This window comes from Oceanobacillus damuensis, from assembly GCF_001618145.1.
Lineage (GTDB): Bacteria > Bacillota > Bacilli > Bacillales > Amphibacillaceae > Oceanobacillus > Oceanobacillus damuensis.
The window spans coordinates 263,989-283,795 of sequence record NZ_KV392042.1; the positions used below are offsets into that span (position 1 = coordinate 263,989).

The 19,807-nt window shown below is 40.7% G+C and carries 17 protein-coding genes; 14 read left to right on the forward strand and 3 right to left on the reverse strand.

Features of this window, described 5'->3' with window-relative positions; genetic code table 11:
• Positions 1 to 89 precede the first annotated feature (89 nt).
• Complete coding sequence (locus tag A4245_RS01265; RefSeq protein ID WP_067724880.1) at positions 90 to 677, reverse strand: nucleotidyltransferase family protein; 588 nt, start codon at positions 675 to 677, stop codon at positions 90 to 92.
• Between the two features lie 150 nt (positions 678 to 827).
• On the opposite strand from A4245_RS01265, the gene A4245_RS01270 reads away from it, so the two are divergent.
• Entirely contained in the window at positions 828 to 2,267 is a 1,440-nt protein-coding gene (locus A4245_RS01270; protein ID WP_067724882.1) for a DHA2 family efflux MFS transporter permease subunit, read from the forward strand.
• Positions 2,268 to 2,298: 31 nt separating this feature from the next.
• Here the strand turns inward: A4245_RS01270 and A4245_RS01275 are convergent, their stop codons facing one another.
• Positions 2,299 to 3,255 carry a DMT family transporter gene (locus A4245_RS01275; protein ID WP_067724884.1) on the reverse strand — a complete coding sequence of 319 codons (957 nt, stop codon included), beginning with the start codon at positions 3,253 to 3,255 and terminating at the stop codon, positions 2,299 to 2,301.
• 362 nt (positions 3,256 to 3,617) lie between these two features.
• Here A4245_RS01275 and A4245_RS01280 point away from each other — a divergent pair, with 362 nt between their 5' ends.
• The 13 genes from A4245_RS01280 to carB all read left to right on the forward strand — a co-directional run bounded on the left by A4245_RS01280 (position 3,618) and on the right by carB (position 17,502).
• On the forward strand, positions 3,618 to 3,995 hold the full coding sequence (locus A4245_RS01280; protein WP_067724886.1) for a hypothetical protein: 378 nt from the start codon (positions 3,618 to 3,620) through the stop codon (positions 3,993 to 3,995).
• Between the two features lie 173 nt (positions 3,996 to 4,168).
• Entirely contained in the window at positions 4,169 to 4,786 is a 618-nt protein-coding gene (locus A4245_RS01285) for a YdcF family protein (protein WP_199860632.1), read from the forward strand.
• 41 nt (positions 4,787 to 4,827) lie between these two features.
• Positions 4,828 to 5,394, forward strand: coding sequence for a DJ-1/PfpI family protein (locus tag A4245_RS01290; RefSeq protein WP_067724888.1), 567 nt, complete (start codon positions 4,828 to 4,830; stop codon positions 5,392 to 5,394).
• Between the two features lie 26 nt (positions 5,395 to 5,420).
• Positions 5,421 to 6,029, forward strand: a complete 609-nt coding sequence (locus A4245_RS01295) for a sugar O-acetyltransferase (protein ID WP_067724890.1) — start codon at positions 5,421 to 5,423, stop codon at positions 6,027 to 6,029.
• 190 nt (positions 6,030 to 6,219) lie between these two features.
• On the forward strand, positions 6,220 to 6,723 hold the full coding sequence (locus tag A4245_RS01300; protein WP_067724892.1) for a DNA-deoxyinosine glycosylase: 504 nt from the start codon (positions 6,220 to 6,222) through the stop codon (positions 6,721 to 6,723).
• Between the two features lie 350 nt (positions 6,724 to 7,073).
• Entirely contained in the window at positions 7,074 to 7,499 is a 426-nt protein-coding gene (locus tag A4245_RS20300) for a hypothetical protein (RefSeq protein ID WP_199860633.1), read from the forward strand.
• A gap of 222 nt (positions 7,500 to 7,721) precedes the next feature.
• A complete protein-coding gene (locus A4245_RS01310; protein ID WP_084268619.1) occupies positions 7,722 to 8,681 on the forward strand; it encodes an alpha/beta hydrolase in 960 nt (319 codons plus the stop codon).
• 192 nt (positions 8,682 to 8,873) lie between these two features.
• Complete coding sequence (gene argC / locus A4245_RS01315; RefSeq protein ID WP_084268620.1) at positions 8,874 to 9,914, forward strand: N-acetyl-gamma-glutamyl-phosphate reductase; 1,041 nt, start codon at positions 8,874 to 8,876, stop codon at positions 9,912 to 9,914.
• A gap of 15 nt (positions 9,915 to 9,929) precedes the next feature.
• Positions 9,930 to 11,153 (forward strand): bifunctional glutamate N-acetyltransferase/amino-acid acetyltransferase ArgJ, encoded by a 1,224-nt coding sequence (gene argJ, locus A4245_RS01320; RefSeq protein ID WP_067724900.1) that lies wholly within the window; start codon positions 9,930 to 9,932, stop codon positions 11,151 to 11,153.
• A 15-nt stretch (positions 11,154 to 11,168) separates the two neighbouring features.
• Positions 11,169 to 11,972, forward strand: coding sequence for an acetylglutamate kinase (gene argB, locus A4245_RS01325; protein ID WP_067724902.1), 804 nt, complete (start codon positions 11,169 to 11,171; stop codon positions 11,970 to 11,972).
• Positions 11,965 to 13,164, forward strand: coding sequence for an acetylornithine transaminase (locus A4245_RS01330; protein WP_067724904.1), 1,200 nt, complete (start codon positions 11,965 to 11,967; stop codon positions 13,162 to 13,164). Before argB ends, A4245_RS01330 begins: the two co-directional genes overlap by 8 nt.
• Entirely contained in the window at positions 13,161 to 14,258 is a 1,098-nt protein-coding gene (locus tag A4245_RS01335; RefSeq protein WP_067724906.1) for a carbamoyl phosphate synthase small subunit, read from the forward strand. Before A4245_RS01330 ends, A4245_RS01335 begins: the two co-directional genes overlap by 4 nt.
• Complete coding sequence (gene carB, locus A4245_RS01340) at positions 14,245 to 17,502, forward strand: carbamoyl-phosphate synthase (glutamine-hydrolyzing) large subunit (RefSeq protein WP_067724909.1); 3,258 nt, start codon at positions 14,245 to 14,247, stop codon at positions 17,500 to 17,502. Before A4245_RS01335 ends, carB begins: the two co-directional genes overlap by 14 nt.
• 228 nt (positions 17,503 to 17,730) lie before the next feature.
• Here carB and A4245_RS01345 read toward each other — a convergent pair whose 3' ends face one another.
• Positions 17,731 to 19,728 carry a S9 family peptidase gene (locus A4245_RS01345; RefSeq protein ID WP_067724911.1) on the reverse strand — a complete coding sequence of 666 codons (1,998 nt, stop codon included), beginning with the start codon at positions 19,726 to 19,728 and terminating at the stop codon, positions 17,731 to 17,733.
• Positions 19,729 to 19,807: the final 79 nt, after the last annotated feature.

The following is a 19,807-nucleotide window of genomic DNA, read 5'->3' on the forward strand; positions in this document are numbered from 1 at the left end:
ATACTATATGGCCAAAATTACAAACCAAATCATTGTGCAATCAGATCTTTTAATTAAAATATTATTTCGTATGTTACCCCGCGATATTGTTAATTGTATTTTCCCTCATCTGTTTTAACAGCATATGTCACCATATCCCATATCAAATGCCATTTTTTATTTCGAATCCTTTGTTCATAAACCTTCATAAGCACACTTGAGTTATTAAATAATGGTGTTGGGCGAACAATCATTGCGAGAACATCCTGAATCCCGTGTGGGGCAATTAAGTGAAGCTCTTCGTTTTTGTCTAAGTAAACTCCTAATGCTGTACATGTTTCAGGGAATTTGGAGATTGCATCCTCCGTATTTAAATATGGATTGATATCGTTTCTAACATGCATTCGGGCTTCATTTTTGACAGACCATGGAACGTCAGGCAATAAAGCAGCAAGCAATTTTTCCAATCTTTTTTCTTCGCCTTCATTGATATTGTTTTTATCAAAGTAAACAACATCTATATCCGGCATACTGGTTCGTCCGTAACCATGTAATTCATCCCAGATTTTTGAACGCACAAAACCGGCGCAAATCGACCAATCGGGTAACCTTAATGTACTTGCTGCTGTCAGGATTTCCATCATGAAGGAATCATTACTGATTAGTTGAATAATATCTTTTTCAGTCTCCAAATTCACATGTTTCACCACCTCAAATAATAGTATAAATATTTTCGGTAAAATAGGGCATTAATTAGTTTTACCACAAGCCGAACATGTCTATGGACATGAAGCCTTCCCTTCCATATAATTTAATATAGTAATAGAGCTTTAGCGAGGAGAAAAAGATTGAAAAATAATGATATAGAAGACGTAGAACAATTAAACAAGACTCCGATTGTTGCAGTTCTCATAACAGGAGCCTTTCTGGCAATTTTAAATCAGACATTGCTTACAACTGCAATCCCACATATAATGCGGGATTTGAATCTTACTGAGAATACCGCACAATGGTTAACAACCATTTTTATGCTTGTGAATGGTATCATGATTCCAATTACGGCGTTTTTGATAGATACTTTCACAACAAGGCGTTTATTTCTATCTGCGATGGGTGCCTTCACTTTTGGTACATTGATTTGCGCGTTGTCACCTAATTTTGGTGTATTAATGATAGGCCGTATTATCCAGGCTGCTGGTGCCGGTATTATGATCCCATTAATGATGACTATTTTTCTATTGATATTCCCGATTGAAAGAAGAGGGAGCGCCATGGGGATGGTCGGATTGGTCATTGGATTTGCTCCTGCCCTTGGTCCGGTAATATCGGGTTGGCTGGTTGAACAATATCATTGGAGGTCTTTATTCTTTCTTGTCTTTCCATTGGCAGTGATCAACATTTTGATATCCATCTTTGTAATGAAGAATATAACGGAGCGGACATTTCCAAAAGTTGATATATTTTCCATCATCCTTTCGACACTTGGTTTTGGTGGCTTGTTATATGGATTCAGCAGTGCGGGAAATTACGGCTGGACAGATACCGTTGTCATCAGTTCTATGGTGATTGGTGCCCTTTCACTTACGATGTTTATCACACGACAATTCAATCTTGAACAGCCTATACTGGAATTTCGTATTTTTAAAAATAGAACCTTTACACTGACAACTATCATCGGAATGATTGCGTTTATCGGTTTAATCGCTGCTGAAACTATTTTACCGATTTATATGCAGAATATGGCTGGATTCACTGCTTTGCAATCCGGCATGATGATCTTACCGGGAGCATTGGTGATGGGATTTATGTCGCCGATAAATGGCCGGATATTTGATCGCTTTGGGGCGAGATATCTTCTTATTATTGGTTTGACCCTGTTAACGATAACATCTTTTCTGTACACCAATTTGAGTGCAGATACATCACTGGCTTATATTACCGTAGTGTTTATGGTACGGATGTTTGGGATATCGATGATCATGATGCCTGCAACAACACAAGGTTTAAATCAGCTTCCAAGCCGATTGCTGGCACATGGGTCTGCAATGACAAATACGATGCGGCAAGTAGCGGCTTCAATTGGAACAGCTGTATTAGTTACGGTGATGACTACCACCGCATTAAACACAGGAGAGAATGCACTGCCTCAGGAAGTGATTCATGGGGTTAATATGGCATTCTACGTTGCAGCTGTCCTTTCATTAATTGGACTTATATTATCGTTGATGATCAAAGGTGGAACCCCCACGGAAGAAAGGGCACGTATGAAAGCTGAAGGAAATGAATAGAAAAAGTGATGGCTGCTTATGGATAGTGCCATCACTTTTTTTGAGCGAACTTCTGATAGATTTCGATTTTCTTTCGATTTCCTAATGAAGATACCACACTATGCAATATCATTCCGAAAAGGACAAGTCCCATACCGATGAAGGAAATGTTACTTGGCAAAGGTGCACTCAATAACAATATTTCACCGATTAAGGCAAAAACAACTTCTCCTGATTGGGTCGCTTCTACGCCGGCTAATTTCTGATTGTCATTTTGAACCATTTCGGTTGCATAGAAAAATAGAGCGGTAGCAATAATTCCGGATGAAACAGCAACGATAAATGTCTGAACAACCTGACTTAAAGTGGGCAAACCATGTGCAGCAGCTCCATACATGGAGAGGATGATCCAAAATGGCATTGAAGCAATTGTCATGCCGAGAATGCGCTGGAAAGTATTGAGGTCTCCATTTGCCAATAGCATCATTTTTCTATTGCCAAGCGGATATGCAAAGGCGGAAATGATGATCGGAGCGACACATAGAATGACAGTAATAAACGGAACGGCTGAGGCATGTTCAACCTGCATTATGAAGACTCCCGCAAGAATAATTAGTGATATTAAAATACTCTGGATTGGGATACGCTGATTTCTTTTCCTATTCAGAAAAGGTACAAGTAGTGAACCTGCGATAATGGTTAGCTGGAAGGTTGCTGCCACAAGCCAGCCAGGACCATAGATTGTCGCGAATGTCAGTGGAGCATAGAATAGCCCAAACCCAACTGTACTCCATACCAACCATGGCATTGGTCTTTTCTTCATATGTATGATGACTGGTTTAATGTTCCGTTTATAGCCTACAATCAGAAACAGGATAGGCAGCATAAACACAAATCTCAGAGAAGCGCTCCATACCCAGCTTCCGCCTTCCAATTCCATCGACCGGTTCAATACAAATGTCACAGAGAAAAATAACGCCCCCAAAATCCCGATAAAGATTGCTTTCAAAAGATCACCTCCATCAGAGAAATATACATAATAATATCATAACAGATTTTACTTTATTAAAATTTACATTTTTCCAAAAATACATAACAGCATATTCCTTCTTCATATAAATAAATTGTATGAACAACCTGAAGGAGTGAGAATGGGAATGATTTAAATGGATTCCAGCAGTGTATTTCATTTACTTAGGATCTTCCTTTCCTGTTATTTAAGCAGGATGATTCGTTTCTTTGCCGAATTAAATAAGGATAAGGAAGTTTTTTTGCAGATAGGAAAGCATAAAACTTTCTATCTGCATAAGTGCAACTAAGGCTGTCACCCAAATTCTTGGTGACAACCAAGTTTTCTAAGGGGAGATAAGAATGGAAACTTTACCAACTTGGCTTTGGATTGCTTATTATATTTTCATTTTCCTGACATTGATCAGCGGAATCGTTAATTGGGCTCGCCAAGTGTATAGCCCATTAGCCGCAATTACAATTATCTTTTCACTTCTTGTCCCACTAGTAGGGTTCATTTACTATATCGGGAGACCAGACGGGCTGAATGAGTATGAATATGTTAGTGCCCAGTTTCAGAAGAGAGATTTATGGTCTTTATTTATTATCCTTACCCACTTCTATTTTATTGTCTGGTGGTTTTTGTTCCTGAACATATGGAACTGGCTCAAAAAAGTTCCACCCTATACGGAAATGCTTATCGGGAAAATAAAAAGCTGGAAGAAAAAAGAACAGGTTTAGATAATTCAACAGATAGATGAATTGCAATATCCACGATATGTATTTAAATATGTAGTTGATTTGGTCATGAGGTGTTGGAACTCTTACGTGATGATGAATGAGGAATAATTGTATAGATCAAATCATTTCAAGAAGGAAGCATATCCCACCATTAACGAAACGGGAGATGACGTATGAAAATAAACATATCACAGTTAGATCCTGAGAAGCTTTCTGATTTGCAAATGACGGAGCTGCTTTTTTACAATATGGAAGATGATCATAAGAAAGGAGATTGTATTTTTGTTCCTGGAAGCAGTAAGGCTGTAATCTATCGTTTACCTAAAGCAGTTGAATTGTATAAAGCGGGCAGGGCAAAGAAAATTTTATTTTCTGGTGGAGTGACTTGGGAAGGCACAGACTTGCCGGAAGCTGAGTTACTTCGGTCTAAAGCAATCGAATTAGGAGTATCTGATCAGGATATTTTAGTCGAACAAGTATCCTTACATACGAAGGAAAATGTCCTGGCTTCTTTGCTTATTCTTGACCGGGCGTTGGGGTTACATAATATCCGACGGCTGATTGTTGTCACAACAAATATACATATGCACAGAATGTATCTTTGCCTGAAAACATTCATGCCTTCCTGGATATCCTATTCATTGTGTATGGTGGATGATGTAACGATAAAAAAGGACAACTGGTTTAACCATGCAGATGGAAGAAAAAGAGTGAAAATGGAAACCTGGAAGCTTATTAATTATGTGAAGTTAGGATATATCATGGATGAGGAAGTAGAAATATCCGAATAGACAATGCAGCAGTTCTAAAATTATTAGAAAGGAATGATGATGTGAAAAAGGTATTGTTATATGTATTCCCACTGTACGCCGATTTTGAAATTGCACATACATTATTTTTCCTGAGAAAAATTGCGAATGCACATATAGAAACCGTTACGATGGATGGGGAACCGGCAGTAAGTCTTGGAGGGATTACGACCATTGCGCAACTGGCACTAGGTAATGCAAATCCAGATGAGTATGACCTTATTTTGCTTCCAGGTGGAGATGGCATTGAAGAAATTCTGGATAACGAAACGAGTGCATCTTTTTTAAAAGAGGCACATTCGATAGGGATTCCTATTGCTTCCATTTGTTCATCCGCTGCACTATTAGGGGAAGCTGGGATTCTTCGGTATCGTAAATTCACTTGTCTGCCCCATACATATGAACAATATAAAGATAAATTTATTGGTGCGGCGTATACAGGAGAAAACGTTGAAACCAGGAGTAATATTATTACGGCAAAAGGAACGGCATTTCCAGAGTTCACTGTTGCAGTAGGGAATCTTTTAGGTATGTGGCGCAATCAGCAGCAAGCAGAAAAGGCACTGCAGTTTTGCAAAGGGAATGGATGATAGACAGTAATTGGGAGTGACATCATATGAAAACAGAAAAGCAGAAAATGCTTGATGGCGAATTGTATAATCCTGCAGATGCAGAATTGACAGCAGGACGAATGCACGCTAGAAAAATGACGAGGTTATACAATCAGACGACAGAGGAAGAAGATGAATTACGTACGAAGATGCTCAAAGAGCTGTTTGGCTCAACAGGAGAGTCACTAAGTGTCGAACCGAATTTTCATTGTGATTATGGCTGCCACATCCATGTCGGGGAAAATTTTTACGCTAATTTTGACTGTGTAATTTTGGATGTGTGTGAAGTCAGAATCGGTGATAACTGTTTTATGGCTCCAGGTGTTCATCTATACACTGCAACCCACCCATTGGATCCGAGTGAGCGAAACTCAGGGGTGGAATATGGAAAGCCTATAACGGTCGGGGACAATGTTTGGATTGGCGGGGGAGCAATTATTAACCCTGGTGTAACAATCGGTGATAATGTAGTAATCGCCTCTGGGGTTGTCGTTACCAAGGGTGTTCCGGACTATACAGTTGTTGGCGGCAATCCGGCCAAAGTGATTAAAAAAGTGGAAATGGAAGAAGCTGATCCGAATTCTGTCAGGAATGAAACGAAACAGAAGTATTAAACATAGAAGCAGATTAGAGAATGAACTTGATGTTTTATGTCGGGTAAGAATAAGAAAGTTAGGGGAGTTCTCCCTCACTATTTATATTCTTTCTCGTTTTAATCTGTGCGCAGTATGAAGTATGCCCTGACTGATTAAATTTTAACTTTACGACTTTTATTGTACATATAATGAAATTGGAGTGATGATCATGGTTGAAAAACTTATTTCATTCCCACCTGTTCTGCCTGGAAATCCGAAAGTGCTTATTCTCGGCTCCATGCCTGGTGGAATGTCATTGGCAAAAAATGAATACTACGGGAACCCGCGAAACCACTTTTGGCCAATAATGTTTCACTTGTTTAAGGTGCAGCCGATTGAGGATTACGAAAACAAAATAAGGTTTATTAAAAGTCACGGAATAGCACTGTGGGATACCATTGGTTCCTGTTATCGTAAAGGGAGTCTTGATGCCAGTATCAGGGAAGAGGAGCCAAATGACATCGCCGGACTGCTTCATGAATTTCCATCGATTCAATTAGTCGCATGCAACGGAACAAAGTCATATCAAACATTTAAAAGGCACTTCCCGACAGAAAATCTTGATTCGGTTGATGTGGTGAAGATGCCATCAACAAGTCCGATTCCGGGACGGTATACAAAGACATTCGAAGGCAAAGTGGAGGCCTGGGGCAAAATTTTGGATTATATTTAGGCCATAATTTGCTCTTTTCTTATATCATTATATTTTTCCGCTTTTTGAACATTTATTGCTTAACCTAGATTGGAAAATCACTATTCAAAAAACAGTGAAATAAGGATCGGAATCTGAAGCTTTTTCTCTTGTTAATCTGAAAAAATAGTATAATGGAATCAGCTATAAGAAATAGAGTAGGATTTGAGCATGAATATGTTCTGGCTGCGTTTTGTTATATTTAGCCTTTTATGGATTCTTTTAATCTTGCAGGAAAGTAATCAGATTCCTTTAAGTATTGTTAGCTTTGCTGCTGCATTAGGGTTTTATTTTGTTCTTTCCTTGCGTAGAAGTATGTTAATGATCTATTTATGCTCACAGTTATAATTACCTTGCACGGCTATTTTTTCACTGATGAGAGTCTTCTTACATTACAGCTGCTGTTTTATTGTATGGCAGATGCGGGTTTTCGGTTGGAAATGACAATGATGGCAATTTTGCTTTCGTTACTCATAATCATCATTAATGCAATTGTAATGGAACGACAGGAACAGAATGAAATCTATGATCAGCTGCTGGGTGAATATCGAAAGCTGAAGCGAATGAATATGGCGGCAGAGCAATTTAATGCAATCATACCGATCATTGCTGTCAGTATGGCAATGATTGGCGGTGCCTACAGGCCAATTGAGATTGTCGAATCAGAAATTTTGCTTGCATTATCCAAAATCAAATCCGCTCACATATGGAATGGAGGTGCTCAATGGGATTGCCGTTTACGGTTACTCTGTTGGTGACCTGATGATGCCAATCAGTATTTTGCTGCTTATGGGTGTCGTTTTTATGGGCTTAGGCATTCACTTGATGGAAAAAAGGCATGTATAAAAAACTTAAAATCAGTCATGAAAAAAGATTGCTTACATTGGCAATCTTTTTCTTTTTTCTAGCAAAACAAGGGTACCTTTTTGGGTGTATTATCTAGTATAATAGAATTATAGATAATGGAAAGGGGTGTCCATGTGAAGGGTAAGAAACGATGGAAGATAATTCTTGTAGGACTTATGACCGTCCTATTGACCATAGATATTATAATTGGATTCTTTTTTTATGACTTGGCAATTGAACGAAATGTCAAAGAGTTTTTAACTGGAAATGCGGATTTAGAGGTCTCTGCTGAAACAATGGATGTATTGCTGGACGGTGATTGGCGTAATTGGTCCGCTGCACAGGATTTTGAATTGTGGGAAATGGAGTCTTATGACGGTTTAAACTTAAAAGGGTACTATTTGGAGGCAGAGGAACCTACGAATAAGACAGTAGTATTTGCTCATGGGTATTTAGGACGGGCAAATGACATGTCCTTATTTGGCCAATATTATTATGAAGAGCTTGGCTATAATATGTTTACTGCCGATCTGCGCGGCCATGGGAAAAGTGAAGGGAATTATATCGGTTTCGGGTGGCATGATCGTCTCGATTATGTTGGTTGGATAGATAAAATCCTGGAAGAGCTCGGTCCCGATACAGAAATAGTACTGCATGGTGTGTCCATGGGGGCTGCAACTGTGCTAATGACAAGTGGCGAAGAGCTGCCGGCCAACGTAAAAACAATCGTTGCAGATAGTCCTTATACAGGCGTTGACGAGCTGTTCAAGTATCAGCTTAGTCGCATGTTCAATCTTCCCGCGTTTCCGATCATACCGACAACGGGCATTGTTGCAAATATGAAAGCCGGCTATACACTTAAAGAAGCCTCAGCCCTCAAACAAGTTAGAAAAACAGAAGTACCTATTTTGTATATTCATGGAGACAAAGATACATTTGTACCGACTGCAATGACACGTGAATTATATCAAAATACGAACAGTGATAAAGAGGTTTTAATCGTTGAAGAAGCCAATCATGGAGAGTCCTTTGTGAAGGATACTGCTGCGTATACGGCCGCTTTAACAGCATTCCTGAATAAATATATACCGTAAGTGTCACTAGGATCTTCCGATTGGGAGATTCTTTTTTTTATGCAATGTTTATACGTATTATTATCATGAATATGCAAAAATAACTAGTTAAAATGTATATTTATAAATATTTTTTTATAAATATACTTGCATAAGTACCGTCTTATCACTATAATAATGAATAATCAAAGATTAATGAAGGGACGGAATTCATTGAAGAATGTAGGTATTATTGGCGGAACTGGATATGGGGCTATTGAGCTGATCAGACTTTTGCAAAACCATGAAAATATGCAAGTGAAGAAAATAATTTCTCATTCACAGCACGGAGAGCAGATTGCATCTATCTATCCCCATCTGACAGATTTTATTGAGCATCCGATGCAGGAATTGCAGATTGAAAGTTTAAAAGAAGAAGTAGATATATTATTTTTGGCAACACCTGCAGGAATTGCTAAAGATATTATTCCTAAAATGGCAGATTCGAAGGTGCAGTGCATTGATCTTTCTGGAGACTTACGTTTAAGTTCTCCTGCTGAATATGAGTATTGGTACGGTAAGGAGCCAGCACCGCAGGAAGTGTTGGAACATGCTGTATATGGTTTATCGGAAATTTACCAGGAACAGATTAAGAATGCGCAGGTCATTTCCAACCCAGGGTGTTTTCCAACTAGTGCCTTACTTGGATTGATTCCTGCAATCGAAAATAAACTAGTGGATGCAAAAGGTATTGTTATAGATGGGAAAACAGGTATATCAGGGGCCGGCAGAACAGCAACCCCAATGACCCATTTTTCAGAGGCAAATGAAAATGTAACCCCATATAAAATAGGGAAGCATCAGCACATCCCGGAAATCGAGCAATATTTGACAGATAAGGCGAAGTCACCAGTCAAGGTAACTTTTACAACCCATCTCATTCCGATGACAAGGGGACTTATTTGTACAATGTACGGTCAATTGACGAAGGAAATGACGACAGAGGAAGTTATTGATTACTATCAGTCATATTATGAGAATCACCCATTTATAAGAATACGCGAAGCAGGCATTTTCCCTACTACTAAAGATGTTTATGCCAGTAACTTCTGTGACATCGGAATTCATGTCGATCAGCGGAGCAATCAGATTATTATTGCTTCAGCCATTGATAACCTCGTCAAGGGAGCGGCAGGGCAGGCTATACAAAATGCGAATTTAATGAACGGTTGGGAAGAAAAACTTGGTCTATACACGATACCGGTTTATCCATAAAAAGGAGGAAAAATAATGGCAGTAATGACAGACAGTAATATAAAAGTGCTGAATGATGGACATGTGACGAGTCCAGCAGGGTTTACCGCAGGCGGGGTGCATTGCGGGCTAAGGAAATCAAAGCTTGACTTTGGATGGATCCATTCAGAAAACCCTGCAGCCGCAGCTGGGGTATATACATTAAATGCTTTTCAGGCAGCACCATTACAGGTTACGAAGCAAAGCCTGGGGCAAGATAAATTAATTCAAACCTTGGTGGTCAATTCGGCTAATGCGAATTCCTGTACTGGTAAACAAGGGTACTTAGATGCTAAAAATATGCAAAAAATGGCTGCAGAGAAAATGAACGTTACTGTCAATCATGTTGCCGTCGCCTCCACAGGAGTAATCGGGGTACCTTTGCCAATGGAAAAAATCAAAACTGGAATTGATTTGATGGGAACTGAAACAGATGCCGCAGATTTTGAAAAGGCGATATTGACGACAGATACGGTTACAAAGCATATCGCTGTCCAATTTGAGATTGATGGTCAGACAATCACAATAGGTGGTGCCGCAAAAGGCTCTGGGATGATCCATCCGAATATGGCGACGATGCTGTCGTTTATGACAACAGATGCAGCGGTTGATGCTGATAGTCTGCAGCAGGCGTTACGGGAGGTCACAAATAAATCATTTAATATGATCACTGTTGATGGAGACTGCAGTACAAATGACATGGTGCTTGTCCTGGGAAATGGTCAACAGAAGAATGCACTATTAAATGAATCCCACCCGGAATGGGATGTTTTCAAACAGGCATTGCAATATGTAAGTGAGGAATTGGCAAAAAAAATCGCCAGAGACGGTGAAGGGGCAACAAAGCTGATCGAAGTCCAGGTAAAAGGTGCTTCCTCTGAATCAGCAGCAGGCCAGGTTGCAAAAGCTGTGATCTCTTCGAATCTAGTAAAAACGGCTGTCTATGGTGCTGACCCGAACTGGGGAAGAATCGTATGTGCGGTAGGCTATAGTGAACAGCCGCTTGATCCCGATAAAATATGCGTATCCCTTGGTGACATCGAAGTCGTAAAAAACGGTTTGCCACTTGAGTTTGACGAAATGGAAGGTAAAAACTATCTCGAGGAAAATAAAACCGTAAAACTATTAATTGATTTGAAAAATGGCATGCATGATGCAACAGCATGGGGCTGCGATTTAACCTATGATTACGTCAAAATAAATGCTTCCTACAGAACGTAAAGGCGAGGTGACGAGATGAATATCATTGTGCTGAAAATGGGTGGAAGTGTACTTGCAAAGCTTCCAGACTCTTTTTATAAAATGGTCGTTGATTTAAAAAAGCAGAAAATATGCCAGCCGGTTATTGTACATGGTGGTGGACCCGAAATTAATCAGGCACTTAAGCAGCTGGATGTGGAAACTGAATTTGTTGATGGCTTACGGGTAACGACGAAGAAAGTGCTTGATGTAGCCGAAATGGTTATGAGTGGATCGATAAATAAAAAGATTGTTGGTAAACTGCAAAAAGAAGGCGGGACAGCGATAGGGATGAGCGGCGTCGATTGCTCCCTGCTTCAGACCACTCCAGTTGATCCTGAAGGTTCTTTAGGTTTTGTCGGGAAGGTCGAAAATGTCAATGTTTCGTGGTTGGAGCTTTTAATTGAGAATGGTGCCATACCGGTAATCTCTCCAATTGGAATGGATGCTTCGGGACAGCGATATAACATAAATGGAGATATGGCAGCTGCTGCAGTGGCACAGACATTGAAGGGGAAACTCGCTTTGATCAGTGACATTCCAGGTGTCATGGAAAACATTTCTGGGAAAGAGATCGTTCATAAACAACTGACAAATGAAGAAATTGAAGCGAAAATAGCTTCAGGTATTATATATGGCGGCATGATTCCGAAAGTACTCTCCGCTTTAAAAGGATTAACGAGCGGCGTAAAGGAGTCTGTCATTTTAAATGGTCTGGCCCCTGAGGATTTGAAAAAGTACATGGAAGGAAAACCGGTCGGAACAAAAGTAATACTTAAGAGGGAGGTACAGCATGTCTGACACAGTAATGAACCAATCAATAGATTCCGTCATGAAAACATATCAGCGATTTCCTGTCACTCTTGTGAAAGGGAAGGGAAGCTATGTATGGGACGATAAAGAAAATAAATACCTTGATTACACTTCCGGCATAGCAACGTGCAATTTAGGTCACGTACCGGAGAATGTCCATCAGAAATTAAGTGAGCAGCTGGAGAAACTATGGCATTGCTCCAATCTATATGAAATTCCATCGCAAAACCAACTGGCAGGACTGCTCACCGAAAACAGCTGCCTGGATCAGGTTTTCTTCTGCAATAGTGGAGCAGAGGCAAATGAAGCTGCAATCAAATTGGCAAAAAAATATGCCAAAGATAAAGGGCATCCTGAGCGAACAGAAATTGTCACGTTTCAACAAAGTTTCCATGGACGTACAGGAATAACAATGGCAGCTACAGCCCAGGAAAAAATTCATCATGGATTTACACCATTGACACAAGGCTTTCGGTACTTGCCATACAATGATTTGTCTTCATTGGAACAGGTGCATAATGGGTCTACAACAGCTGTATTGCTCGAACTGGTTCAAGGTGAAGGCGGAGTGAATGCGGCGGATTCTGAATGGATCAACAAACTGGCAGAGATATGCAAAGAAGCAGACATCTTATTGATGATTGATGAAGTCCAAACCGGAATGGGAAGAACAGGCACATTATTTGCTTATGAACAATATGGAATAGAGCCAGATGTTTTGACGCTTGCCAAAGGGCTTGGATCAGGGTTTCCGATAGGTGCAATGCTTGCAAAGGAAGAGGCTGGAGCAAGTCTTCAGCCGGGCACACATGGCAGTACTTTCGGTGGGAATCCATTAGCTGCAAGTGCGGGGATAGCCACGATTGAAACGATCCTGAAGGAAGACATTCTTAGCAAGGTGAAAACCAATAGCGAGTGGCTGAAGCAGCAATTGGAAGCAATCATGCAAGAACATGATGCAATTAAGGATGTTAGGGGAACTGGATTTATTATTGGAGTGGAATTCGACAGTGAAGCAGCTTCCTATATACAAGCTTTTCGTGAAAAGAGAGTTCTTGTGTTATCAGCTGGAGCAAATGTTTTACGGATTTTACCCCCATTAACTACAACAAAACGGGAGCTGGAGGATTTTATACTGCTCTTTAAAGAGGTAATGACAGAAGGAGGGAATAAATCATGAGCAAAGGATACCTTATGCTTGAAACAGGTGAAACGTTTGAAGGGGATTGGATTGGATCAGAGCAGAATATAAGTGGAGAGGTTGTATTCAATACGAGTATGACCGGTTATCAGGAAATGATGACTGACCCATCGTATGCTGGCCAGATATTGACTTTTTGCTATCCCATCATCGGCAATTATGGAGTGAATGACGAGGATGAAGAAAGTAAGAAGCTTTCCGTATCGGCAGTCATTGCAAGTGATGTATGCGATGACTATAGTCATTACCAGGCGACAACATCTTTTTCAGAAGAATTGAAGGCAGCTAACATTCCGGGTTTAAAAAACGTTGATACTCGTTCGTTAGTTGCAGCAATTCGAAAACATCAAACGGTCCATGGAGTCATCGTTTCTGAAAAAGATAAAGAGAAATTTGTTTCACCTTTGAAAAGGTACGATAATATGGAGCTCGTTAATCGGGTAGCAGTCAAAACCCCGGAAACATACGGTAGTGGATCTCACCATGTTGTCCTCGTTGATTTTGGCTATAAAAAGTCAATTCTGGAGGCATTGCTTGCACAAAATATTAAAGTCACAGTTGTTCCGTACCATACATCCATGGAAAAACTCGATTTATTGAAACCGGATGGAATAGTATTAAGCAATGGGCCAGGGGATCCCATGGAACTGGAGTCTTATTTTCCCGTAATAAAAGAATTAGTGGAAAAATATCCGACCCTTGGTATTTGTCTGGGACATCAGCTTATTGCACTGGCTTACGGAGGCAAGACGAAAAAAATGCCTTTTGGACACCGTGGCGGCAATCATCCTGTTAAGGACCTGCTGACAGGGAAGGTATGGATGACCTCTCAAAATCACGGCTATGTGGTGGAGGAGGAAAGTATCGATACCAATGCTTTCCAGGTCCTGTTCCGTAATGTAAATGATCGGTCATTGGAAGGGATGAAGCACGTGAGCAAGCCGATTCAATCCGTGCAATTTCATCCTGAGGCACATCCAGGGCCAAGCGATACGGTATATATATTCAACGATTTTATCCATCAAGTAATCACAGCAGCGAAGGAGGGAACATCAGCATATGTCGAAGCATAAATCTATTCAAAAAGTATTGGTTATCGGTTCCGGACCGATTGTGATCGGGCAAGCAGCAGAATTTGATTATGCAGGGACACAGGCCTGCCTTGCTTTAAAAGAAGAAGGAATTGAAGTTGTACTTGTTAACAACAATCCTGCGACAATCATGACGGATGCCGAAGTTGCCGACCACGTTTATATGGAGCCACTTACTGTCGAGTCGCTTGAACAGATAATTTCCAAGGAAAAGCCAGACGGATTGATTGGAAGCCTTGGTGGTCAGACTGGATTAAACTTGACGGTTGAACTGCATGACAAAGGTATTCTCGAAAAATATCATGTCGAGCTGCTTGGAACGAGTGTTTCCTCGATACAAAAGGGGGAAGACAGGGAGTTATTCCGTCAATTAATGATTGATATCAACGAACCTATCTCAGAATCAAAAATTGTTCAGTCGGTAGATGAAGGCATGGATTTTATCAATGAAATTGGTTTCCCTGTTATTCTTCGCCCTGCCTATACCCTTGGTGGAGAAGGTGGCGGCTTTGCATATGATATGGAGGAGTTTAAAAATCTTCTAAATAAAGGCCTCATGTTAAGCCCCATTGATCAAGTCCTTGTTGAAAGAAGTATTAAGGGATGGAAGGAAGTAGAGTACGAGGTCATGCGGGATGCGAATGATACATGTGTCATCGTATGTAATATGGAAAACATGGATCCGGTCGGTGTACATACCGGTGATTCCATTGTAGTTGCACCTTCACAGACATTATCTGATGTCCAGTATCAGATGCTGCGCAGTTCGTCGCTGAAGGTCATACGTGCACTTGATGTTGTCGGTGGATGTAATATTCAATTCGCATTAAACCCGCACTCCAATGAGTATTGTATTATCGAAGTAAATCCGAGGGTGAGCAGGTCTTCTGCACTTGCATCCAAAGCTACCGGATATCCGATTGCCCGGATTGCTGCAAAATGTGCCATTGGTTATCCCCTGGATGAAATCCTAAATCCGATTACAGGGAATACATTTGCTTCATTCGAGCCAGCATTGGATTATATTGTCGTAAAGCTTCCTCGTTTTCCGTTTGATAAATTTACGGAAGCGGACCGTACACTTGGAACGCAGATGAAGGCTACCGGGGAAGTCATGGCGATTGACAGGACATTTGAAGGTGCGCTCAATAAGGCGATTCGTTCCATGGAAATGAACATATTCAGCCTGAACTGGCCTGGTATGGCTTCGAAACCAAAGGAAGAGCTTCTGGAACTTTTGGAAAATCCAAATGATTTACGGCTTTTTGCATTGGCTGAAGCATTAAACAGAGGTATGACAATAGAAACTTTAATGGATATTACCAAGATAGATTACTGGTTTTTACGCAAAATCGAAAGAATTTTAACGTGCGAAAAGCAATTGGAAAAGTACCTCTTGCCAGAGGTGCCGTCCGATTTGCTTAAAGAGGCCAAACGATTTAATATCAGTGATATTCGTATTGCCGAGTTATTAGGTACTACAGCCAAGCAATTAAGAGAGTACTACAAGAAAATATCACTATTGCCAGCCTATAAGCTGGTGGATACATGTGCTGGTGAATTCGATGCGGTCACTCCTTATTATTATTCAACTTGGCATGGAAGCGATGAAGTGGTTACAAAAGAGAACAGTAAAAAGATTCTCGTTCTCGGTTCAGGTCCAATCCGAATCGGGCAGGGAGTGGAATTTGACTATTGCTCCGTCCATGCTGCGTTGGCACTCAAAAATAGCGGCTATGAAGCAGTAGTCATCAATAACAACCCCGAAACAGTAAGTACCGATTATTCTGTAGCTGATCGGTTATATTTTGAACCGTTGGCACTCGAAGATGTACTTGCAGTCATCGAGAAGGAACATGTGGCCGGCGTACTGATTCAATTCGGAGGTCAGACAGCTATCAATCTGGCAAACGACTTGAAAGACGAAGGAATCCATGTATTGGGTACAACACCGGAGCACATTGATCGGATGGAAGACAGGGAACAATTTTATGATTTCCTCAATCAATTGGATATCCCGCACATAGCAGGACATATCGTCCATCAATCGGAAGAACTGCCGTCGCTGGTTAATGAACTAGGTTTTCCGGTGTTGATCAGACCTTCCTATGTAATTGGCGGACAATCCATGTTTATTTGCTATAACGAGCAGGAATTGCATCATTATGTGACACGAATCCAGAAGGACACGAACGACCGCTGCTGGCCATTGCTGATCGATCAATACCTTCCAGGTCTGGAATGTGAAATAGACTGTATAAGTGATGGAAAGCAAATGGTGGTTCCGGGTATTTTTGAACATATTGAAAAAGCGGGTGTGCATTCAGGGGACAGTATGAGTATTTTTCCACCGGTTTCCTTGAGTCAAGAGACAAAAGAAAAGATGATGGAAATTGCACAAAAGATCACCAGTAATTTGCCGATTGTCGGAATGATGAATATACAATTCGTTATTCACGAAAATGTCATTTACGTGCTGGAGGTTAACCCTCGCTCATCAAGAACAGTTCCAATTATGAGTAAGGTAACTGATATACCAATGATTGAATGGGCAGTTAAAGCCCAACTGGGAACGCCATTGCATGAACTTACAGACGAAGTGAATCTATTGGAGGAACCATCGTATTACACGGTAAAGGCACCCATATTTTCGGCAAGCAAATTAAAGGGCGTCGATCATGTGCTTGGACCCGAAATGAAATCAACCGGCGAGATTATTGGGATGGCATATGATAGAGATGAAGCACTGAAAAAAGCTTCCCCCTTATCTGCCAAAAAAGGAACAGAAGCAGCGCCCCTGCAATTATTTGTCTCTGTTGCAGATCGGCTTAAGGACGAAAGTCTAGGTCTGATCCGGAAGTTTTCCGAGCAAGGAGCTGAAATAACTGCTACTGCAGGTACAAAAGATTATTTGCAAGCTAATGGAATCAATACAAAAGCAATGCTGAAAAATAAAAGTGACTTGCTTGCGCACTGGCAGGAGAACGCACCACATATTGTCCTCAATATCCCAAATCAAGGACGGGAAAAAGAGAAGATCGGTTTTTATATTCGTGAATTATCTGTCCGGTATCAAGTGCCATACTTTACAAGTCTGGAAACACTAGATGCTGTAATGGATTGGTCTAATAGCGGCATTGCAGACAAAAATCCGATTTCTCTGCAGCAGTATGTGAGCACGATTTCTGCGAATGAAGATGAAAAACCTGTTGTGAAATATCAATAAAGTTTATGACAGCTGGCTGTTTGCCAGCTGTTTTTTTATGGGTATTCCAAGCTTTTAGTCCCGTGAATAAGTGTATAATTATAGCTAGCTGATCGCCAAGTTTTTCAGGTGGAGGAAGAGAGGGGAAGGAGATAGCCGATAAAATTGAATACTGCCATCATTAATTCTCCCTAATCAGACGATAAAAAAAGCTGCCCACACTATGATTAGCAGGAGCAGCAATTTCATTTATAAATACTTTTCAAACCAGCGGCAGATCTGCTCAAGTCTGGCAATTCTCATTTCTGGCTTGCCGCTCCTGCTTAATTCATGATTTGCTCCAGGGAAACGGACAAACTCAACTTCCTTGCGAAGATGCTTCAATGTAATGAAAAGCTGTTCGCCCTGTTCAATTGGACAGCGGAAATCAAGTTCACCATGTAAAATCAATAAAGGGGTTTCCACATTTTCAGCATATTTTAATGGTGAAATGTCCCAAAGACTTGCAGGGTCATCCAATAAATTCAGACCATGTTCCCATTTGGTGAAGAAAAATCCGATATCACTCACACCGTAGAAGCTTAGCCAGTTTGAAATGGAACGCTGGGTTACTGCAGCTTTAAAACGGTTTGTATGGCCGACGATCCAGTTGGTCATAAAGCCACCATAGCTTCCGCCTGTTACACCAAGTCTTGTTTTATCGATAAAATCAAAATTATCCAGTGCATGATCAACCGCAGTCATTAAATCTGTGTAGTCACCTTTCCCATAGTTATGACGTACTGCATCAACAAATTTTTGTCCATAACCATGGCTTCCCCGAGGATTTGTGTACAGAACGACATATCCTTTTGCTGCAAGCAGCTGCATTTCATGGAAAAACGTCTGTCCGTACATTGCATGGGGCCCACCGTGAACTTCCAGTATAAAAGGATATTTTTTATCTTCTTCAAAGCCATACGGACGCAGCAGCCAGCCCTGTATTTCCCAACCATCCTCTGCAGTAACTGTCACTGTTTCCGGCTCTCCAATTGCAACTTCATTCAGAAAATCAGCATTTGCATTTGTTAACCGCGACAGTTTGAGGTCAGACTCCAATTTATAAAAATTACACGGGTTTGCAGGTGTGCTGATTCCAAGGATAAATGAATCGGTTGTATAATTATAAGTAAATCCAAAAACATGATTGTCATTTTTATAAAGTACGCTTAAATTCCCGTTCAATGTTGCCTGATAGAGACCTGTTGCACCAAATTCTGTAGCAATAAAGAAAATTCGATTTTCGTCTTCCGACCAGACAGGTCCCGTCTCCGATTCACCCAGCCTAGTGTCTCCTGCCATCGCATCTCCAAGCTGCATATCCCAATCTTTGCTTAGTGCAGTTCTTTCACTGGTCGCTGTGTCGAAAATATATAATTCACTTAATGTAGCACCACTATATTCATAGTCATGGCCGAAGCAGGCGATTTTTTTTCCGCTCGGCGAAAAACTTGCACTATAATAGAAACTTTTTCCATTCGACAATTTCGATATCTCTTTGGTTTGAAGGTCTAATGTATATAAATCACTGGTTAATTCGTAGTCAGAATCCTCACCAAGGTTGGCCGTAAATAGGATTTGACGACCATCAGGAGAAATGTCCTGAAAACTGTGGTCGGTAGCTTCCGTTGTCAGCTGTGTAAAGGAATCATCTTCAAAGCTGTACAAGATAATTTGAGTTTTCTTATTATCATGGAAGCCTTTCGCATCAGATTTGTATTTCAGTCGGTCGACGATTAAGGGTTGGCTGCTTTTCGCTTCATTCTCCTTTTGGCGTTCTTCTTCGGAAAGTTCTTTTTGATTCTGTACATCATCAAATTCATCAAGGGATGCACTGAATAGGAGATATTCTCCATCCTTTGACCATGCTGGATTGACTGCACCATTTTTGAATGTAGTTAATTGTCTTGACTCACCGCCTGTTGTGTCAATCAGCCATAATTGGGGAAGTCCACTTCTGTTTGACTGGAAAACAGCTTTTTCTCCATTCGGCGAGAAACGAAGATTACTATTTTTATCACTGCCGAAAGTCCATTGCTTCGCTTCTTCAGATCCCAAATCATAAAAGAATATATTGGACTGGTAGTCGTCATTTTCATTTATGGTCGTTGATATGTATGTATATGAATTCCCCCGGGGTGAATATTGCGGATCACTGCATACTTCAATATTTTTAAGATCCTTGGCAGTAATAGGCCGTTTATTCATTGAATTGCCTCCTAATATTTAATTGTCGGAACTTTATTTCATTCTAAACGGTGCACCACGGGGACAGGAACCTCGGTCC